This window comes from Streptomyces naganishii JCM 4654, from assembly GCF_014650575.1.
GTDB classification, from domain to species: domain Bacteria; phylum Actinomycetota; class Actinomycetes; order Streptomycetales; family Streptomycetaceae; genus Streptomyces; species Streptomyces naganishii.
The window spans coordinates 111,771-126,631 of the sequence record NZ_BMVF01000012.1 but is presented as its reverse complement, the minus strand read 5'-3'; the positions used below and the strand labels follow the sequence as shown (position 1 = coordinate 126,631).

The 14,861-nt window shown below is 74.3% G+C and carries 11 protein-coding genes; 8 read left to right on the top strand and 3 right to left on the bottom strand.

Translation table 11 applies throughout. The features are described from left to right. Nucleotides 1-156: 156 nt before the first annotated feature. Both IE217_RS22265 and IE217_RS22260 read right to left on the bottom strand, forming a co-directional pair. On the bottom strand, nucleotides 157-1,491 hold the full coding sequence (locus tag IE217_RS22265) for a deoxyguanosinetriphosphate triphosphohydrolase (protein WP_190179682.1): 1,335 nt from the start codon (nucleotides 1,489-1,491) through the stop codon (nucleotides 157-159). A gap of 336 nt (nucleotides 1,492-1,827) precedes the next feature. Further along, nucleotides 1,828-2,673 (bottom strand): sirohydrochlorin chelatase, encoded by an 846-nt coding sequence (locus tag IE217_RS22260; protein ID WP_190179681.1) that lies wholly within the window; start codon nucleotides 2,671-2,673, stop codon nucleotides 1,828-1,830. Nucleotides 2,674-2,944: 271 nt separating this feature from the next. Between IE217_RS22260 and IE217_RS22255 the strand changes: the two genes are divergently transcribed. The 8 genes from IE217_RS22255 (at nucleotide 2,945) to nirD (ending at nucleotide 13,745) form a co-directional block, all read left to right on the top strand. After that, nucleotides 2,945-3,637, top strand: a complete 693-nt coding sequence (locus tag IE217_RS22255) for a SanA/YdcF family protein (protein WP_373298096.1) — start codon at nucleotides 2,945-2,947, stop codon at nucleotides 3,635-3,637. A gap of 103 nt (nucleotides 3,638-3,740) precedes the next feature. After that, entirely contained in the window at nucleotides 3,741-5,942 is a 2,202-nt protein-coding gene (locus IE217_RS22250; RefSeq protein WP_190179679.1) for a molybdopterin oxidoreductase family protein, read from the top strand. A gap of 144 nt (nucleotides 5,943-6,086) precedes the next feature. Continuing rightward, on the top strand, nucleotides 6,087-7,730 hold the full coding sequence (locus tag IE217_RS22245) for a M4 family metallopeptidase (protein ID WP_190179678.1): 1,644 nt from the start codon (nucleotides 6,087-6,089) through the stop codon (nucleotides 7,728-7,730). 448 nt (nucleotides 7,731-8,178) lie between these two features. Beyond that, complete coding sequence (locus IE217_RS22240) at nucleotides 8,179-8,724, top strand: GVDTG sorting domain-containing protein (protein WP_190179677.1); 546 nt, start codon at nucleotides 8,179-8,181, stop codon at nucleotides 8,722-8,724. Between the two features lie 104 nt (nucleotides 8,725-8,828). Beyond that, entirely contained in the window at nucleotides 8,829-9,449 is a 621-nt protein-coding gene (locus IE217_RS22235) for a class F sortase (RefSeq protein WP_190179676.1), read from the top strand. Between the two features lie 109 nt (nucleotides 9,450-9,558). Continuing rightward, on the top strand, nucleotides 9,559-10,788 hold the full coding sequence (locus IE217_RS22230) for an NAD(P)/FAD-dependent oxidoreductase (RefSeq protein ID WP_190179675.1): 1,230 nt from the start codon (nucleotides 9,559-9,561) through the stop codon (nucleotides 10,786-10,788). Continuing rightward, complete coding sequence (gene nirB, locus IE217_RS22225) at nucleotides 10,789-13,398, top strand: nitrite reductase large subunit NirB (protein WP_190179674.1); 2,610 nt, start codon at nucleotides 10,789-10,791, stop codon at nucleotides 13,396-13,398. Continuing rightward, complete coding sequence (gene nirD, locus IE217_RS22220; RefSeq protein ID WP_190179673.1) at nucleotides 13,395-13,745, top strand: nitrite reductase small subunit NirD; 351 nt, start codon at nucleotides 13,395-13,397, stop codon at nucleotides 13,743-13,745. Before nirB ends, nirD begins: the two co-directional genes overlap by 4 nt. Before the next feature lie 16 nt (nucleotides 13,746-13,761). On the opposite strand, the gene IE217_RS22215 is transcribed toward nirD, so the two are convergent. Further along, nucleotides 13,762-14,850: a trypsin-like serine peptidase gene (locus IE217_RS22215; RefSeq protein WP_190179672.1), complete on the bottom strand. Its 1,089-nt coding sequence runs from the start codon at nucleotides 14,848-14,850 to the stop codon at nucleotides 13,762-13,764. Nucleotides 14,851-14,861: the final 11 nt, after the last annotated feature.

Genomic DNA, 14,861 nt, shown 5'->3' with positions numbered 1-14,861 from the left:
TGCCGCCACCTGCGAGCGTCCCGCACGAAAGCGTGCTGCGGGAAGAGGGAGTGGCCCGATCAGGCCACGGGGGGTCACCTCGGCGGCCCGGCCGGGGCCTGGGCAGTCACTCCGGTCCCACCGGTATCACGGGTGTCGGTAAGCGCGCTGTGAATGTCATGGCTGCCCCGTCAGGCGCGCGTGAAGCGAGCGGGCGGAGGCGTCGGTGAGGGAGGCGATCTGGTCGACGATCACCCGCTTGCGGGCGCGGTCGTCGGGGGCCTCGGCGAACAGCGCGCGGAACTGCGGGTCGAGGCCGGCGGGGGCCCGCGCGGTGAGCGCCTCGGCGAGTTCGGCGACCACGATCCGCTGGTCGGCGCGCAGCCGCTCCTGCTCGGCGCGCTGCATCACGTAGCGGTCGGCGACGGCCTTGAGGACGGCGCACTCCATTCGGGTGGTTCTGGGGACGACGAGCTCGGCGCCGTAGCGGGTGAGGCGGCCCGAGCCGTACGTCTGCCGGGTGGCGCCCTCGGCGGCCAGGCAGAAGCGGCCGATGAGCTGGCTGGTGGCGTCCTTCAGGCGGGCCTGGGCGACGGCCGAGCCGTCGTACCCGTGCGGCCACCACTCCTGCTCCATGAGGCGGTCGAGGGCCTCGGCCAGCTCCGCCGGGTCGGTGCCGGCCGGGACGTACCTCCCGACGGCGACCTCGAAGACGGCCTGCCGCTCGGGCTCGGCCTGCAGGCAGGCCGGGTCGATGTGGCCCGCGTGCAGGCCGTCCTCCACGTCGTGCACCGAGTACGCCACGTCGTCGGACCAGTCCATGACCTGGGCCTCGAAGCACGCGCGGGTGCCCGGCGCCTCCTTGCGGACCCAGTCGAACACCGGCCGGTCGTCCTCGTAGACCCCGAACTTCGGCGAGACCGGGTCGGTGGGGTGGGCACCACGCGGCCAGGGGTACTTGGTGGCGGCGTCCAAGGCGGCGCGGGTGAGGTTGAGGCCCACGCTGACGAGCTCGCCGGAGGCGGGGTCGGTGACGAACCGCTTGGGCTCGATACGGGTGAGCAGCCGCAGCGACTGGGCGTTGCCCTCGAAGCCGCCGCAGTCGGCCGCGAACTCGTTCAGCGCCTGCTCGCCGTTGTGCCCGAAGGGCGGGTGGCCCAGGTCGTGGGAGAGGCAGGCCGCCTCCACCAGGTCGGGGTCGCAGCCCAGGGCGGCGCCGAGTTCGCGGCCCACCTGGGCGCACTCCAGCGAGTGGGTGAGCCGCGTGCGGGGACTGGCGTCCCAGGCCTGGCTGCGGGTGCCCGGGGTGACGACCTGCGTCTTGCCGGCCAGCCTTCGCAGGGCGGCCGAGTGCAGCACCCGCGCGCGGTCGCGCTGGAACGCCGTGCGCCCCGGCCGCTTGTCCGGCTCGGCGGCCCACCGCTCGACGGCCGCCGGGTCGTACCCCGCGGGCGGGACGTGATTCTCGTACGGCACTGCGGCCTCGGCCGACTCGGACGCGATCCTTTCCATGCCTCGACATTAGGGCCTGTCCGGCGGATCAGACCGCAGGAAAGTCACGGCACCGGTCGACCCGGGTGAGCGGGGTCTGGTGCGTCCAGATGCAAGGCGGAGGAGGGCGGCGACGCGATGGGGGTCCCCCCTTGCTCGTCAAGAGCTTGGGGGAGTCGGCAACCGACGACAACGCCGCAGATGGGCGTGCCAGACCCCGCGTCTGCGGCGTGATCCGCCGGACAGGCCCTCGGTGCAGGCACCGACAATCGGGGGGTGACCGTCCGTTTCCCGCGGCTGGGGGCACCGTCCGTTTCGCACCGCCGGGGTCACCCTCGGTTTCCCCGGCCTCGGGGGTCAGGCCGAGGCGAGGGCGGGCTCCGTCGGCGTGCCGGGGGCGGCGACGGTCCGGTCGTAGCGGTGCAGGACCAGGCGGGCCATGGCCGGGTGGTCGCCCAGCGGGGCGGAGGCGATCCAGGGGGCGGCCTCGGCGCACTGGGTGGCGAAGCGGCCCGGCGCGGTGAAGCAGGAGGCGACGGCGACGCGGTGACGGCCCCGGGCGGCCAGAGCCCGCAGGGCGGCCGGGACGGTGGGCGCGGCGGCGGAGGCGTAGGCCGGGACGACCGGCACGCCCAGGCGGTCGGCGAGGAGCCGCGCGGTGCGGCGGGTGCCGGCCGCCGAGTCGGGGTCGCGCGACCCGGCGGCGGCCAGCACCACCGCGCTCGCGCGGCGCGTGGCCGCGTCGGTCCGTGCGGGCCAGCCGGCCTCGGTGAGCCGGTCGTACAGGGTCTCCACGAGCAGCGGGTGCGGCCCGAGCGGCGCGGCCACGCGCGCGCGTGCCGGTGAGGCGGCCGCCATCTCGGGGATGTCCCGCTTCACGTGGTGCCCGGGACTGAGCAGCAGCGGCACCAGTACGGCGTCGGTCGCGCCCAGGGCCGCGAGGGTGCCGGACAGCGGCGGCTCGTCGATCTCGATGTGCCCGAGGTGCACGGACAGGCCGGGCCGCGTCCGGCTCACCCGGTCCATCAGGGCCCGTACGGTGCGCAGCGCGCGCGGGTCGCGGCTGCCGTGGGCCACGAGGACGAGGGCGGGCGGCTCGCCCGGGGGCTGCCTGCGCCTGCCGTCGGGCCCGACGAGCCGGAGCCGGCCGGCGAGCTCGGCACCGATGCTGCTCATGATGTGCGCCGTACTGTCGAGCGTCATGCACGGATCCTCCCCGGCCCGGATTGCGTGCCCGTTGCGCGGCGGTGACGGGTGTTTTCCGGGCCTTCACGGCGGGCGCGGAAGCGCGGTGAGGCGTCCTGGCACCCGGGCGACTCGCGCGGGAGCGGTGTGAACCGGGCCGCCGCGCGCCGCGTCCTTGCTGATCGAGGCCCGAGGGGGCAAGCGGTGCGCCCGGGCCGTGGGGAGGGACCGTCCGATGCCGAAACGACAGCCCGCGCGGGAGGCACGGCCGCGGATACGGCGGCCGCGGATGCCGCGTACGCGTGCCGGGCGGCGGCGGCTGACGCAGGCCGTGATGGCCGTGTGCGTGCTGGCGCTGCTGCCGACGACCTGGCTCTACGTGGCCGCCGGCGACCGGCTGCGCACCGCGGCCGACGCCCCGCGCACCGAGGTCGCCGTCGTCTTCGGCGCCGGGCTATGGGACGGCGAGCCGTCGCCGTACCTCGCCCACCGCCTGGACGCGGCGGCACGGCTGTACCACGACGGACGCGTCAAGGTGCTCCTGGTGACCGGCGACAACAGCCGCGCGGACTACGACGAGCCGGACGCCATGCGCGCGTACCTGACCCGGCACGGCGTCCCCGCCGCCCGGATCGTCACCGACTACGCCGGCTTCGACACCTGGGACTCCTGCGTGCGCGCGAAGAAGATCTTCGGTGTGGACCGAGCGGTGCTCGTCAGCCAGGGCTTCCACATCCGGCGCGCGGTGGCGCTGTGCGAGGCGGCGGGCATCGACTCCTACGGCGTCGGCGTCGAGGAGGCGCACAACGCCACCTGGTACTACGGCGGCGTCCGCGAGGTGCTCGCGGCCGGCAAGGCGGCGCTGGACGCGGTGCTCCGGCCGGACCCGAGGTTCCTCGGTCCGAAGGAGCCGGGTGTCGCACGCGCGCTCGCCGAGGCCGAAGCCGGCACTGGCAGCGGCACCGGGGCCGGGGCCGGGTGACCGCGACCTCACCCCGTTCCGGAGCGGGCGGGGAGGTCCCCGTCCCGGCGGCGTAACAGGAGGCCGCCCGGCGGCGTAACACGGCCGACGCACGCTGAGCGGCATGGAAACCGCCGCGACGCCCACGCACTGCCCGTACTGCGCCCTGCAGTGCGGCATGAACCTCACGCCGGCCCCCGACGGGGGCCTGGAGGCCACCGGGCGCGCGGACTTCCCGGTGAACCGGGGCGCGCTGTGCGGCAAGGGCCGTACGGCGCCGGCGGTGCTGTCCTCGCGGGTGCGCCTCACCTCGCCGCTGGTGCGCGCGCGGGACGGCGCCCTCCGCCCGGCCGGCTGGGCCGAGGCCCTGGACCGGGTCGCCGAGGGCCTGGCACGCGCGCGGGTGGCGCACGGCCCGGACGCGTGCGGGGTGTTCGGCGGGGGCGGGCTGACGAACGAGAAGGCGTACGCGCTCGGGAAGTTCGCGCGGGTCGTGCTCGGCACCTCGCAGATCGACTACAACGGCCGCTTCTGCATGTCCTCGGCGGCCGCGGCCGGCGACGCGGCGTTCGGCCTGGACCGGGGACTGCCCTTCCCGCTGGAGGACGTGCCGCGGACGGGCTGCGTGATCCTGGTCGGTGCCAACCCGGCGGAGACGATGCCGCCGGCGCTGCGCTACTTCACCGAACTGCGGGAGAACGGCGGCACGCTGATCGTCGTCGATCCGCGCCGGACGAGGACCGCCGAGCAGGCCGACCTTCACCTCGCGCCCCGACCCGGCACCGATCTCGCCCTCGCCCTGGGCCTGTTGCACCTGGTCGTCGCCGAGGGCCGTACGGACGAGGAGTACATACGGCGGCGCACCACCGGCTGGCGGGAGACGCGGGCGGCGGCGATGGCGCACTGGCCGGAGTACGTGGAGCGGATCACGGGGGTGTCCGTCCCGCAACTGCGCCGGGCGGCGCGGATGTTCTGCGAGCCGGAGTCGGCGATGGTGCTCACCGCGCGCGGGCCCGAGCAGCAGTCCAAGGGCACCGACACGGTGGCCGCGTGGATCAACCTGTGCCTGGCGACCGGCCGCCCGGGCCGCCCGCTGTCCGGGTACGGCTGCCTGACCGGACAGGGCAACGGGCAGGGCGGGCGCGAACACGGGCAGAAGGCCGACCAGTTGCCCGGCTACCGCAAGCTGACCGACCCGGCGGCGCGGCGGCACGTGGCCGAGGTGTGGGGCGTGGCCCCGGACAGCCTGCCGGGCCCCGGCCGCAGCGCCTACGAACTCCTGGACGCGCTCGGCACGGACGTCCGCGCCCTGCTGCTCATGGGTTCCAACCCGGTGGTGTCCGCGCCGCGCGCCGCGCACGTCGAGGAGCGGCTGCGCTCCCTGGACTTCCTGGCCGTGTCGGACGTGGTCCTGTCGGAGACGGCGGCGCTCGCGGACGTGGTCCTGCCGGTCGCGCAGTGGGCGGAGGAGACGGGCACCACGACCAGCCTCGAGGGCAGGGTGCTGCTGCGCCGGCGCGCGCTGAGCCCGCCGCCCGGGGTCCGCACCGACCTGGAGGTCCTGCACGAACTCGCCGCGCGACTCGGCGTGGAGAAGGGCTTCCCCACCGACCCGGAGGAGGTCTTCGACGAGCTCCGCCGTGCCACGGCGGGCGCCCCGGCCGACTACTCCGGCATCACCTACCGCCGGCTGGCCGAGCGGAACGGCGTCTTCTGGCCCTGCCCGGCCGAGGACCAGCCCTCCGCCCACGCCGAGACCGGCACCGCCCCAAGCACCGGCACCGACACCGACTCAGGCACCCGCACCCGCACCCGCACCCGCACAACTACCAGCACCAGCACCAGCACCAGCACCGAGGCTCACCCCGGCACCCCCCGCCTGTTCCTCGACCGGTTCGCCACCGAGGACGGCCGGGCCCGCTTCGCGCCCGTGTCGTACCGCGCGTCGGCCGAGGAGCCGGACGAGGAGTACCCGGTGCTGCTGACCACCGGGCGCGTAGTGGCGCACTACCAGTCGGGCGCCCAGACCCGGCGCGTGGACGAGCTGAACTCGGCCGCGCCGGGCCCGTTCGTGGAGCTGCACCCCCGGCTCGCGGCGCGGCTCGGCGCTGCGGAGGGCGACCCGGTCGCGGTGGTGTCGCGCCGGGGCCGTGCGGTGGCCCCCGCGCGGATCACCTCCGCCATCCGCCCCGACACGGTGTTCATGCCCTTCCACTGGCCCGGCGAGGGCCGCGCCAACACCCTCACCAACCCGGCCCTTGACCCCACCTCCCGCATGCCCGAGTTCAAGGTGTGCGCGGTGCGGCTGGAGGCCGTTCGGCCCTGACGCCGGTCGCCCTCACACACCCTCCTTCACCCTCGTCACATCGGCACGCGGGCGCTATGGACATGACATGTCATGCCCTTTTAAATCTCAGTCAACAACAGCGCAACCCCACGCGCCCGAGGGCGCCCGCGCTCAAGGAGACTGATGAGTCGGACAGCGCACATCCGAGGTTCCCGCCTGGCCACGGCCGGCATAGCCGCCACCACCGCCGCCCTGCTGGCCACCGCGCTCTCCCCCGCCGCGCACGCGGAGGGCAGACCCACCAGAGCCACCGCGATCCAGCACGCGGCCACGGCTCTCGTGGACCACGCGGCGGCCCTGGGACTCACCTCCGCCGAGCAGGCCGCCGTCCGGGACGTGATCGTCGACAAGGACGGCACCCAGCACGTCCGATACGACCGCACCTACCACCGACTGCCCGTACTGGGCGGCGACTTCGTCGTCCACCTCACCCCGGCCGGCGCCTACCGCGGGGCCAACCGCGCCTCCAGGGGCACCGTCTCGCTGCCGAGCACCACACCCCAGGTCTCCGCCCCGAAGGCCGCCGGCCTCGCGGTCAACGCGCTGCGCGCGGCGAACCTCGGCGACCGTCTGCAACAGGTCAAGGCCAAGCCGCAGTTGATCGTGGACGCCCTGCACGGCGCCCTGCGCCTGGCCTGGCGCACCAACGCGGTGGGCCTCGACTCGCTGGGCAACCCCGTCGCCCGCACGGTGCTCACCGACGCCCGCACCGGCGCGCAGATCGACGCCTGGGACAGCATCGAGACCGCCACCGGGGACGGCAAGTCGCTCTACAGCGGCACGGTCGGGCTGGAGACCACCCAGTCCGGGTCCACGTACCAGCTCAAGGACCCCACCCGCGGCAACACCTACACGGGCGACGCCGCGAACAAGACCGACCTGTGCTTCCTCGGCATCTGCTTCCAGCGGGCGCCCGCGACCCTCTTCACCGACGCCGACAACCACTGGGGCACCGGCACGACGGCGGACCGCTCCTCGGCGGCGGTCGACGCCCAGTACGGCACCAACGAGACCTGGGACTACTACAGATACGTCCACGGCCGCAACGGCATCGCCGGCGACGGCAAGGGCTCGTACAACCGCGTCCACTACGGCAGCAACTACAACAACGCCTTCTGGGACGACAGTTGCTTCTGCATGACGTACGGCGACGGTGACGGGACGACGTTCGGGCCGCTGGTCGCCCTGGACGTGGCCGGGCACGAGATGACGCACGGCGTGACCTCGAAGACGGCGGCGCTGACCTACTCGGGCGAGTCCGGCGGCCTGAACGAGGCCACCTCCGACATCCTCGGCACGCTGGTGGAGTGGTACGCGAACAACTCCTCCGACCCCGGCGACTACCTGATCGGCGAGAAGATCGTCCGCTCCGGCTTCGGCAAGACGGCCCTGCGCTACATGGACCAGCCGTCCAAGGACGGCAGTTCGGCCGACTACTGGAGCAGCTCGGTCGGCAACCTCGACGTCCACTACTCCTCCGGCGTCGCCAACCACTTCGCCTACCTGCTGGCCGAGGGCAGCGGTCCGAAGACCATCAACGGCGTCAGCTACAACTCGCCCACGTACAACGGCTCCACGGTCACCGGCATCGGCCGGGACAAGCTCGGCCAGATCTGGTACCGGGCGCTGACCGTCTACATGACGTCCTCGACGAACTACGCGGGCGCCCGCACGGCGACCCTGAACGCCGCCAAGGACCTCTACGGCGCGGGCAGCACGGAGTACAACGCGGTGGCCGCTGCCTGGAGCGCGGTCAACGTGAACTGACCCGCCCGGGAAGCGTCCGCCGAGCGATCCGCGCGACGGTGCACAGGCCGGCGCCCCCGCCCCGGGGCGCCGGCCTCTCCATTGCCCCGGCGCCCCGGCCGGCGGCCCCTCACCCGCTCCCGTCCCGGTCTCGACCCTGTCCCGACCCGGCCCCCACCCGGGCCGCCGGATGCGGTGCCCCCGGCCCGTCACCCGTTCATCCCTGCGCCGTGCGCCCTTCGGGTGTTTTCGACGGCCCGTCAGCAGATGCGCCCTGACCTGCCCAAACGCCGTGCGCGAGGCGGGCGGGCGGGGCTTTTCGACACCCGTTCACCCCAATCCCTGACGACCGCTCAGGAAGCGGACCCGCCCAAGTGCCACTTACCTCGGAAGGGCAGGGGCACGGACGACGGCGGCACAAGCGGGTGCCGCGGGCCGTACCCCACGGACCGAGCTCCAGGGAGCACCGATGCGACGTACCGCCCGCCCGCTGAGCGGGGCCATGGCCGGGGCCGCACTCGCCGTCGCCGCCGTGGGCGCGCTCGCCGTGAACACGGCGCCCGCGTACGCCGCGGACGGCGGCGGCACCCTGGAGGTGTACCCGTCCTCGGCGGTGCCCGGCGGGCAGGTCAGCGTGAACACCAAGGCCTGCGGCGACAAGGCCTCCGCGGCCGGCGACGCCAGCGCGGTGGGCGCGGGCCCGTTCACGCTGGCGCCCAGCGCGCACGAGGGCGACGCCATCGGCCAGTTCCGGGTCCCGGAGAGCGCGCAGCCGGGGACGTACGAGATCGTCGCCGAGTGCGCCGAGGGCGGCAGACGGGTCACGGGCGACCTGGTCGTCACGCTGACCGCGGCGCAGGGGCAGGCGCAGCCCCGCGGAAGTGTCAAGACGGGGGTCGGCGGCGCGCTCGGCCGCGACCCCGCGCAGACCGCGGCCGGCGTGGCGGCTCTCGCCGTCGCCGCCGCGGGCGGTACCTGGCTCCTGCATCGCCGGGCGAGAGGCGACGGGATCTGACGGACACCCTCCGCTGTCCGTCCGCCGGTACCGCTTCCCCTCCCCCTCCGGGCCCGACGCCCCTCGCGGCCCGGAGGGGGCACGGGGTACCGAGAGGGGTTCGCATGCGAAGGATCGGCAACACCGCCATAGCGACCGTGACCGTGGTCGCCCTCTGCTCCGGGGCCTGGCTGCTGCACGGCGGCGCCGGCACCCACGCCCCGCCCCAGCCCGCCGCCGCCGAGGGTTTGCCCGACCCCGGCGAGGAACAGCTCACCGCGCCCGCGCTGCCGCCGTCCCCGCCCACCCGCATCCGCATCCCCTCCATCCGGGTGAACGCCCCGCTGACGGGCCTCGGCCTGACCAGGTCCGGCAGCCTGGACGTGCCGCCCGCCGGGGACAAGAACCTCGCCGGCTGGTACGAGGCCGGCACCACCCCCGGCGAGCGGGGCACCGCGGTCGTCGCCGGGCACGTCGACAACGCGGAGGGCCCCGCCGTCTTCTACGACCTCGGCGCGCTGAAGAAGGGCGCGGCCATCGAGGTGGACCGCCGGGACGGGAGCGTCGCGCTCTTCACCGTGGACGCCGTCGAGGTGTACGCGGCCCGCGACTTCCCCGACGAGAAGGTCTACGGCGCCGCCCGCCGCCCCGAACTGAGGGTGATCACCTGCGGCGGCGGCTACTCCAAGGCCACCGGCTACCAGGGCAACGTGGTCGTCTTCGCCCACCTCACCGGCAGCCGCTGAGGCGGCGGGGAGATCTCACACCCCGGGCCCGCGCCGGCTGAGGGCAGCGTTCCGTACGGGAAACAGGGGTGATGCCACCGGGTAACCTCCGCGCCGCACGCTCGGGGGCATGACCTCGAATACGCGTGTGGTGGTGATCGGCGCCGGCCTCGCGGGCGTCACGCTCGCCCGGCGGCTCGGCGAGCTCGGCACGCCCGCGCTGCTCGTGGGCGAGGAGGAGCACCCCCCGTACAACCGGGTCCTGCTCGCCGAGGTGCTGGCCGGCCGCTACGCCCCCGAGGTGATCGCCCTTCCCGCGCCCGCCGGGCTGCTGCGCGGCCGGGTCACCGGCATCGACCGCGCCGCCCGCGAGGTGCGCCGCGCGGACGGCTCCGCCATCGCGTACGACACGCTGGTCCTGGCCACCGGCTCCAACCCGGTGCTGCCGCCGCTGCGCGGACTGTTCACCCCCGGGCACGACCTGCCGGGCGGCGTGCACGCCTTCCGCACCCTGGACGACTGCCTGGGCCTGTCGGCGGCCGTCCGGCCGGGGGTGCGGGCGGTGGTCGTCGGCGGCGGGCTGCTCGGCGTGTCCGCCGCGCGTGCGCTGGCCGTGCGGGGCGCCCAGGTGGTCCTCGCCCAGCAGGCCGAGCGGCTCATGGAGCGCCAGCTCGACCCGGGCGCCTCGGCGCTCGTGCTGCGGCACCTGCGCGGCCTCGGCGTCGAGGTGCACACCGAGTGCCGGGTGCGGGACGTGCGCTGCGTGGGCGGCGCGGTCCGCTCGGTCGAGCTGGCCGACGGGTACGCCCTCGGCGCCGACCTCGTCGTCCTGGCCTGCGGGGTGCACCCGCGCACGGGGCTCGCCGAGGACGCCGGGCTCGCCGTGCGCAGGGGCGTGCTGGTCGACGACGAGCTGCGCACCTCGGACCCGCGCATCCACGCCATCGGCGACTGCGCCGAGCACGCCGGCACGGTCTACGGCCTGGCCGCCCCCGCCCTGGAACAGGCCACCGCCCTGGCCGGACTCCTCGCCGGCGACCCCGCCGCCCGCTACACCGGCACCCGCGCCCTGACCCGCCTCACGCTGACCGGCCCCGCCCTGACCGCACGGACGCCCTTCGACCTCGCCGCCTTCGGCGAGACCGAGGCCCGGCCCGGGGACGACGTCGTGCAGCTCGCCGACGCGACCCGCGGCACCTACCGCAAGGTCGTCGTCCGTGACGACCGCCTCGTCGGCGGCGTCCTGGTCGGCGAGCTCGGCACCGTCGGCGCGCTGGCCCGCGCGTGGGAGGGAGCCGAGCCGCTCCCCGCGGACGGCGGCCCCCTGCTCCACCTGCTCACCAACGACGGAGGCTCCTGAATGACCGCCACCCCGGGGGCCACCCCCACGATCGTGCTCGTCGGCCACGGCATGGTCGGCCAGCGCTTCCTCGAGGCGCTCGCCGAGCGCGGCCTGACCGCCACGCACCGCGTGGTCGTGCTGTGCGAGGAGCCGCGTCCCGCGTACGACCGCGTGCGGCTCACCTCGTACTTCTCGGGCACCACACCCGAGGAACTGTCCCTGACGGACGAGGAGTTCATCGCGGCGCACGGCATCGAACTGCGCATCGGCGACCCGGCCGAGTCCGTCGACCGCGAGGCCCGCACCGTCACCGCGCGCTCCGGTCTCACCGTCGGCTACGACGTCCTCGTCCTGGCCACCGGCTCCTACCCCTTCGTGCCGCCGGTCCCCGGCAAGGACGCCGAGGGCTGCTTCGTCTACCGCACCGTCGAGGACCTGCTCGCCATCGAGGAGTACGCGAGGCGGCGGGCGGCGACGGGCGTGGTGGTCGGCGGCGGACTGCTCGGCCTGGAGGCGGCCGGCGCGCTCAAGGGGCTCGGACTGGCCGCCCACATCGTGGAGTTCGCGCCGCGCCTGATGCCCGTGCAGGTGGACGACGGCGGCGGCGCGGCCCTGCTGCGCACCATCGAGGAGATGGGCCTGACCGTGCACACCGGCACGGGCACCCAGGAGATCACGGCCGGCGAGGACGGCGCGGTCACCGGCGTGCGGCTGTCGGACGGCTCCGAACTCGCCACCGACATGGTGGTGTTCTCCGCGGGCGTCCGCCCCCGCGATCAACTGGCCCGCGACTGCGGCCTCGCGGTCGGCGAGCGCGGCGGCGTCGCCGTCGACGCGCAGTGCCGCACGGTCACCGACCCGCGCGTGTTCGCGATCGGCGAGTGCGCGCAGGCGGTGGACGGCCGGGTGTACGGGCTGGTCGCGCCCGGCTACGAGCAGGCCGAGACGGCGGCGGCCACGATCGCCGCCGACGAGGCCGAGTTCACCGGCGCGGACCTGTCCACCAAGCTGAAGCTGCTCGGCGTGGACGTGGCCTCCTTCGGCGACGCGCACGGCACCGCCGAGGGCAGCCTGGACGTCGTCTACTCCGACTCCCGCGCGGGCCTGTACAAGAAGCTGGTGATCGGCCGGGACGGCACGCTGCTCGGCGGCATCCTGGTCGGCGACGCGGAGGCGTACGGCACGCTGCGCGCCCTGACGGGCTCGGTGCCGCCGGTCGCCCCCGAATCGCTGGTCCTGCCCGCGGGCGCCGGCGCGGCACCCCGGCTCGGCCCGTCCGCGCTGCCCGACGAGGCGGTGGTCTGCTCCTGCCACAACGTCACCAAGGGCGCGATCCGGGGGGCGGTCACCGAGCACCGGTGCACCACCGTGCCCGAGGTGAAGAAGTGCACCAAGGCCGGTACCGGCTGCGGCAGTTGCGTAAAGGTGCTGGGCCAGTTGGTCACCGCCGAGCTGGAGGCGAGCGGCGTCGAGGCCGACAAGGGACTGTGCGGCTGCTTCGCGCGGACCCGCGAGGAGCTGTACGAGATCGTCCTCGCCCTGCGCATCACCTCCTACCAGGACCTGCTCGACCGCTACGGCCGCGAGGGCGCCCGGGGCGGGGACGGCTGCGAGACCTGCAAGCCGGCGATCGCCTCGGTCATCGCCTCCCTCGCCCCGGCGATCGGCGCCGACGGCTACGTCCTGGGCGGCGAGCAGGCGGCCCTCCAGGACACCAACGACCACTTCCTGGCCAACCTCCAGAAGAACGGCTCCTACTCCGTCGTGCCGCGCGTCCCCGGCGGCGAGATCGCGCCCGAGAAGTTGATCGTGATCGGCGAGATCGCCCGCGACTTCGGCCTCTACACGAAGATCACCGGCGGTCAGCGCATCGACATGTTCGGCGCGCGGGTCGAACAACTGCCGTCCATCTGGGCGCGGTTGGTGGACGCGGGCTTCGAGTCCGGGCACGCCTACGGCAAGTCGCTGCGCACGGTGAAGTCCTGCGTGGGCTCCACCTGGTGCCGCTACGGCGTCCAGGACTCCGTCCGCATGGCGATCGACCTGGAGCTGCGCTACCGGGGTCTGCGCTCCCCGCACAAGCTCAAGTCCGCCGTGTCCGGGTGCGCCCGCGAGTGCGCCGAGGCCCGGTCGAAGGACTTCGGCGTGATCGCCACCGCGGGCGGCTGGAACCTCTACGTCGGCGGCAACGGCGGCGCCACCCCGCGCCACGCCGACCTGCTCGCCCAGGACCTCTCCGACGCCGAACTGGTCCGGCTGATCGACCGGTTCCTGATGTTCTACATCCGCACCGCCGACCGCCTGGAGCGCACCAGCGTCTGGCTGGAGCGCGTCCCGGGCGGCCTGGACCACGTACGGGACGTGGTCGTGCACGACTCGCTCGGCATCTGCGCCGAGCTGGAGTCCCTGATGGCCGCGCACGTGGCGGGCTACCGCGACGAGTGGGCCGAGACGGTCAACGACCCCGAGAAACTCGCCCGGTTCGTATCCTTCGTCAACGCCCCGGACACCCCCGACCCGGTCGTGGGCTTCGTCCCCGAACGCGACCAGATAAAGCCCGACCTGCCGCTGCTGTCCATCGGCACGCGCCCCGCCGACGACGTCATGGAAGGAAGCGCCCAGCGATGACCCTGGCACCCGAGACCACCGAAGTGAAGGTCCGGCTCCGGCTCGACGAGGGCTGGCTCACCGTCTGCGACCTCAGCACCCTGACCCCGGGCCGCGGCGTGGCCGCGCTGCTGCCGGACGGCCGCCAGGTCGCCCTGTTCCGCGACCGCGGCGGCAACCTGTACGGCATCGACAACCGCGACCCCTTCACCGGCGCCGCCGTCCTCTCCCGGGGCCTGACCGGCACCCACCACGGCCGCCCCTTCGTCGCCTCCCCCCTCCTCAAGCAGCGCTTCGACCTCACCTCCGGTCACTGCCTGGACGACGACTCGGTCCGCGTCGCCTGCTACGAGGTCAAGGCGGCCTGACACGGACGTCCGGCGCTCACGGCCAGTTGTCCCGTCCGAACTTGACGAGGGCTCCGAGAGCGTTGCCACCGGCCGAGATGTTGTTGTCCTCGCTCCCGATGCCGAGGGGGCCGTGGATCACCTCGTATCCGCTGAGGGTGCCGATGGCGTAGGCGCCGTCGCTCCACTGTCCGAAGAACGGTCCCCCGGAGTCCCCCGGGCCGGCGTCCGCGTGGTGCTCCAGCTCACGGGCGTCGCTGTCGGTGTCCGTGTCGATGACGTGAATGGCCGCCTGGTAGCTGGGGCGTTCGGGGGACACGGCTCCCGGATAACCCACCAGGGTCCAGTAGTTGCGGCCCTCCCAGCTCGAGTCCCAGCCCTTCGTCCCGAACCAGCCCAGCTGGTTGCCGAGCGGTGTGTCGAGCCGGAAGACCGCCATGTCGTGCGCCGAGACGTTCTGCGGACCGTACCCGTGGGCGTCGGTCACCCACGACCAGCCTCCGGGTCCGGCGGTCGACGCGCCGTCGTAGTAGCCCGCGACGAACTTCGCGCCCCAGTGCGTGGAGCCCCAGGGCACCACGTGCGAGGCCGTCAGCACGGTACGGGCGCCGGCCAGCACCCCGGTGCCCGAGTAATCCCAGTTCGGCGCGCTGATGTCCCGCCACACGAAGATCCGTCCGATGCAGACCCAGGGATACCCGCGGGGGTAGAAGACCTGGCGGGGCGGATATTCGCCGTACACCGGACCGGCGAACGGGGTGACCGTGCCTCCCTTGATCCGGCGCATCTCCAGCCGCCGGACCGGGGCGGGACGGGGGTGGTGGAGATAGGGCTGCCACATCGGCCGCGCGGCCTGTTGCGGCCCGTCCGGGGCCCGCAGTGAACCGCGTTCGTGCAGGCGGGCCTCCTTCACGGCGCATCCGTAGAACGAGCCCTCGGGCAGAGTCAGCGTTCCACCGGTGCTCGGCGCGAGTTGCTGTCCGGGCGGCACGGTCACCGTCACCCGGTTACTGGCGAGCCCGGCTCTGACGTCGTCGGGCACCTTCTGCTCGGCGGGCAGGTCGTCGCGGAGCGCCAACTCCTCCAGCGTGAACGGAGAGTCCGGCCCCTTGTGCTGCTCAGCCATGCTCGGTTCCT